The organism is Roseisolibacter sp. H3M3-2 (genome assembly GCF_029211165.1).
In the GTDB taxonomy this organism is placed as follows: Bacteria; Gemmatimonadota; Gemmatimonadetes; order Gemmatimonadales; family Gemmatimonadaceae; genus Roseisolibacter.
The window spans coordinates 7,662-12,972 of record NZ_JARGEK010000115.1 but is presented as its reverse complement, the minus strand read 5'-3'; the positions used below and the strand labels follow the sequence as shown (position 1 = coordinate 12,972).

General features: G+C 76.1%; 4 protein-coding genes. All 4 read left to right on the top strand.

Annotated elements, in window-relative coordinates; translation table 11 throughout:
* The first annotated feature begins 81 nt into the window (after window positions 1-81).
* The 4 genes from PYV61_RS11480 (at window position 82) to PYV61_RS11465 (ending at window position 5,127) form a co-directional block, all read left to right on the top strand.
* Window positions 82-1,404: an ABC transporter permease gene (locus tag PYV61_RS11480; protein ID WP_275831539.1), complete on the top strand. Its 1,323-nt coding sequence runs from the start codon at window positions 82-84 to the stop codon at window positions 1,402-1,404.
* Window positions 1,405-1,505: 101 nt separating this feature from the next.
* Complete coding sequence (locus tag PYV61_RS11475) at window positions 1,506-2,537, top strand: hypothetical protein (RefSeq protein ID WP_275831537.1); 1,032 nt, start codon at window positions 1,506-1,508, stop codon at window positions 2,535-2,537.
* Between the two features lie 97 nt (window positions 2,538-2,634).
* A complete protein-coding gene (locus PYV61_RS11470) occupies window positions 2,635-4,209 on the top strand; it encodes a S41 family peptidase (protein WP_275831535.1) in 1,575 nt (524 codons plus the stop codon).
* A 117-nt stretch (window positions 4,210-4,326) separates the two neighbouring features.
* Window positions 4,327-5,127 carry a peptidoglycan-binding protein gene (locus PYV61_RS11465; protein WP_275831533.1) on the top strand — a complete coding sequence of 267 codons (801 nt, stop codon included), beginning with the start codon at window positions 4,327-4,329 and terminating at the stop codon, window positions 5,125-5,127.
* The last annotated feature ends 184 nt before the right edge of the window (window positions 5,128-5,311 follow it).

Genomic DNA, 5,311 nt, shown 5'->3' with positions numbered 1-5,311 from the left:
CCGACTTGTCCGGGTGGTGGCGGCGGCGCGCCCGGCGGCGGTGGCGGCGGTGGCGGCGGCGGCCGCGGGGGGGCCTGAGCCATGGCGACGACGGTCAACACGGGGCTGGACGCGATCGGCGTCGAGACGGCGGCGCGCCGCGAGGCGCAGCGCCGCGCGACGGTCGCGGCCGCGCGCGGCGGCATGCCCGTCGGCGAGATCCTGCGCGTCGCCCTCGAGGCGCTGCGCGTGAACAAGATGCGGTCGCTGCTGACGATGCTCGGCATCATCATCGGCGTCTCCGCGGTGATCGCCATGCAGGCGCTCGGCAACGGCGCGCAGCAGGCGGTCAACGCCCGCATCGCCTCGCTCGGCACCACGCTGGTCACGATCAACCCCGGGCAGGTCTTCACCGGCGGCATCGCGTCGGCCACCGACCGCGCGCGCCTGCGCGTCGAGGACGCCGAGGCGCTGGTCGAGAACGGGCGCGGCTTCGTCGCCGTGCAGCCCGAGATGGGGCGCCAGCTGCAGGTGCAGTACCTGAACACGAACACCAGCGTCAACGTCATCGGGACGTCCGCCAACTACCCGACGGTGCGCAAGTACACCATCGGCGCGGGCGAGATGTTCGACGAGGGCGCCGACGCCGGCCGCAAGCGCGTCGCCGTCCTCGGCGCCACCACCGCGGCCAACCTCGGCTTCGCCTCCCCCGAGGCGGCGGTCGGCCAGGAGATCCGCGTCGGCGGCACGCAGTTCACCATCCTCGGCGTCTTCGCGCCCAAGGGCGGCGCGACGGGCTTCAACGACCCGGACGACCAGGTCGTGATCCCGCTCGGCACCGCGCGCTTCCGCGTCATCGGGAGCGACAACCTGCGCTCGATCAACATCCTCGCCCCGAGCGAGGACCAGATCAACGCGACGATGGCCGAGGCGCAGCGCGTGCTGCGCCGCGAGCACCGCCTCCCGGCCGGCCGCCCCGACGACTTCCAGATCCGCAACCAGGCCGACTTCCTGACGACGGCGGCCGAGACGTCGCAGGTGTTCACCTACCTGCTGCTCGGCGTCGCCACCGTGTCGCTGCTGGTCGGCGGCATCGGCATCATGAACATCATGCTGGTGTCGGTCACCGAGCGCACGCGCGAGGTCGGCGTCCGGAAGGCGCTCGGCGCCACGCGCGCCACGATCCTGTCGCAGTTCCTGATCGAGGCGATCGTGCTGTGCGTGCTCGGCGGGATCATCGGCATCCTGCTCGGCATCGGGATGGCCACCGGGCTGCGCGTCGCGCTCGGGTGGACGACCTCGGTCGCCACCTCGTCGATCGTGGTCGCCTTCACCTTCTCGGCGGTCGTGGGGCTGGTCTTCGGCGTGTGGCCGGCGCGCCGCGCCGCGTCGCTCGACCCGATCATCGCGCTGCGCTACGAGTAGCCGCGCGAACCGCGCGCGAACGGTTCGCGAACGAGGGGCCGCGGGGGGCATGGTGCAGCTGCACCATGCCCCCCGTCCGCGTGCCGGGTAGCGTCGCCGGCATGCCGCACACCCCGCCTCCCGTCCGCGCCGCCGCCGCGCTGGCCGCCGCCGCCGCGCTCGCGCTCCTCCCCGTCGTGGCCCCCGCGCAGGGCGCCCGCCGCGTCGTCACCGTCGCGCTCTACACCCCCACGCCGCCCGGCCCCACGCTCGCCTGCGCGGCGCCGCCGGCCGACGACCTCTCGCACCTCGGCGACGAGTTCGCGGGGGGCGCGCCGCTCGTCGGCGCCGGCGGCCGGTGGAAGTGGTTCCACGAGGAGAACGGCTGGCCGTCGATGGTGCGCCGCGCCGAGATCGACGCGCGCGCCGGGCAGCTCGTGCTGGAGCCGGCGCAGAGCGGGTGGTTCGCCGACTACCACGCGCCCTTCCTCTACCAGACCATCGCCGGCGACTTCGACGTGACGGCGCGCGTGCGCGCGACGTCGGTGGCCGCCGGCGACACGGCGATGCCGCGCGCCCTCTGGTCGCTGGTCGGGCTGATGGCGCGCGTGCCGCGCCCCGTGACGCCGCAGACGTGGCAGCCGCGCGGCGAGAACTGGCTGTTCGTCACCACCGGCACCGCCGAGGCGCCGGGCGTCCCGGTGTTCGAGACCAAGTCGACCGTGAACAGCGGCTCGAACCTCAAGCTGCGCCCCGCGCGCGCCGACTGGATGGAGCTGCGCGTGGTGCGGCTGCGCGAGGTGTTCGTGCTGCTCACCCGCATGCCCGGCGAGGGGTGGCGCGTGCGCGAGCGGCTGCTGCGCCGCGACGTGCCGTGGGGCGGCCCGCTGCAGGTGGGGCTCGTGGCCTACAGCGACGGCACCAACGCGCCCCCCGAGCACCGCGACCCGCTGGCGCACAACGCCGCGCCGGCCGCCGAGCGCGCGGCGGTGGGGAACCCCGACCTGCGGGCGCGGGTGGACTGGGTGCGCGTGCGGCGCCCGCCCGTGCTGCAGGGGGTCGCGCCCGACTGGCTGGTGGACCACGAGGTGAGCGAGGCGGCGCTGCTGGCCTTCCTCGACGGCTGCCGCGGGGGCGCGGCCGCAGGGCGCTGACGCGGGCGCGCGGGGGGTGACGACGTGCACAGATCGCGAACGTGCCCGGCGCCCGCCCCCCTTACCGTTTCGCGGTCCCCGTCGTCAATCTCCAGCCATGCGTCTGCCCCCGCTCCGCCCCCTCCCGTGCGCCGCGGCCGCCGCGGTGTTCGCCGCGGCCGTGCTCGCCGGCGCGGCCCAGCCCGACGTGCCGGCGCAGGACGCCGCCAAGCGCCTCAACCAGGTGCTCGGCCTCGTCCTGCAGCACCACGTCGACTCGCTGTCGGTCGACTCGGTCATGACGCGCGCCGCGCGCGGCCTCGTGGGCGAGCTCGGCGACCCGTACAGCACCCTGTACTCGCCCAAGGAGCTGGCCGCGTTCGACCTGTCGACGCGCGGGCGCTACGGCGGCGTGGGGATGCTGCTCGAGCAGCAGGAGGGGACGCAGGTCGTCGCCCGCGTCTACCCCAACACCCCCGCCGAGCGCGCGGGGGTGAAGGAGGGGGACATGATCCGCGAGGTCGGCGCGCTCGCCACGAAGGGATGGCCGCTGACGCGCGTCACCGACTCGCTCAAGGGCCCCGAGGGGACGCCGGTGCGCGTGGTCTTCGCGCGCCCGGGCGAGGGGGCGCCGCGCGAGCGCTCGCTGACGCGCGCCGTCGTGCGGCTCCCCGCGGTGCCGTTCGCGGCGCGGCTGACGTCGCAGGTCGGCTACGTGCCGCTGCAGCAGTTCTCCGACCTCGCCGGCGACGAGACGCGCCGCGCGGTGCGCGAGCTGCTCGCCGCCGGCGCGAAGGGGCTCGTGCTCGACCTGCGCGGCAACCCGGGCGGGCTGGTCGACCAGGCGGTCGACGTGGCGGGGATCTTCCTCCCGCAGGGCGCGCCGGTCGTGCAGGTGCGCGGGCGCGAGGGGGTGCTCGAGACGGCGCGCACGACGACGGCGCCCGCCATCCCCGCCGACGTGCCGCTCGTGGTGCTCGTCGACGGCGGGAGCGCGAGCGCGTCGGAGATCGTCGCCGGCGCGCTGCAGGACCACGACCGCGCGCTGGTGCTCGGCACGCGCTCGTTCGGCAAGGGGCTCGTGCAGGCCGTCTACCCGCTGGAGGGCGGCTACGCGCTCAAGATGACGACCGCGCGCTGGCACACGCCGCTCGGCCGCGCGCTGCACCGCGCGCGCACGCACGCCGACTCGGTCGCCGCGGCCGGCGTCGAGAAGGGGGCCATGGCGACCGTGCGCACCGGGACCGGGCGCACGCTCGCCGCCGACGGCGGGATCACCCCCGACGTGACGGTGCGCGGCGACACGACGCCGCTCCCCGGCTCGCGGGCGCTGCAGCGCGCGGTGGGGACCAAGGTCGAGACGCTGGCGCGCGTGCTCGGCGAGATGACCTTCGCACACCAGTCGGAGGTGGACGCCGACGGGCGCGTGCCGGCGCCGTGGCGCGCCGAGTTCGTGGAGCGGCTGCGCGCGTCGGGGATCGCGGTGTCGCCGGCCGCCGATTCGGCGGGGGAGGCGCTCGACCGCATGCTGGCGACGCGGCTGCTGCGCCGCGCCCGCGGCGACTCGGCGGTCGCGCGCCGCTGGTTCGGCGACGACCGCGTGCTGCGCGACGCGGTGACGCGGCTGGAGCGCTCGGCGAGCACGGTCGCGCTGCTGCAGGCCGCGCCGCAGGGAGCGCCGCAGACGCCCTGACGGCGGCGGCCTGGGCCGCAGCACGGTGACACGGGGCGGCGCGCGATGCTTGCGCGCCGCCCCGCTTCGTCGCATGGTGGCGCACCACGGTTCCCCACGGCGACGGAGGACGCACGCATGCCGCGCACGCGCACCAGCACGACCGCGACCTACACCCCCGCGACCGCGACGGCTCCGCCGGCGGAGGCGACGCACGCCGGCGACGTGCAGCAGGGCGCGCGCGGCGCGCGCACGCGGCTGGTGCAGGAGTGGCTCAACCTGCACGGCGTCGGCGTGTCGATCGACGGCGGCTTCGGCGCCGCCACCGCCGCCGGCGTGCGCGCGTTCCAGCAGCGCGCCGGGCTCCCGCGCACCGGCGCCGTCGACCGCGCGACCTTCGACGCCCTGGTCGCGCCGATGCTGCGCACGCTGCGCCCGATCGCGCCGCCGGCCGGCGCCACGCTCGGCGCCATGGTGGTCGCGTACGCGAAGCAGCACCTCGCCGAGCACCCGCGCGAGATCGGCGGGCAGAACATGGGGCCGTGGGTGCGCATGTATATGGACGGCAACCAGGGGAAGGCGTGGCCCTGGTGCGCCGGCTTCGCGACGTTCGTGCTCCGCCAGGCCGCGCGCACCCTCGGCGTGAAGCCGCCGGTCGTGCGCACCTTCAGCTGCGACGTCCTGGCCGGGAGCGCGCAGGGCGCCCAGTGCCTCGTCGGCGCCAGCGTCCCCGGCCCGCGCGACGTCACCCCGGGCTCGCTCTTCCTGGTGAAGCGCACGCACGGCGACTGGGACCACGTCGGCATCGTGTCGGCCGTCGAGCGCGACGTCTTCCACACGATCGAGGGGAACACGAACGACTCGGGCGACCGCGAGGGGTACGAGGTCTGCGCGCGGGTGCGGAACTACGAGAAGAAGGACTTCGTGCGGATCGAGTGAGCGTCGAGCGGTGAGCGTCGAGCGTCGAGGGGGCTCCGTGTGGCGGGACAGTACGTCCCCTCACGGAGCCCCCGTCGCGTCACAGCCTGAGCGCCGGGCGCCGAGCGCCGCGCGGACGTTCTCTCGGCGCTCGGCGCTCGGCGCTCGGCGCTCGGCGCTCGGCGCTCGGCGCTCGGCGCTCGGC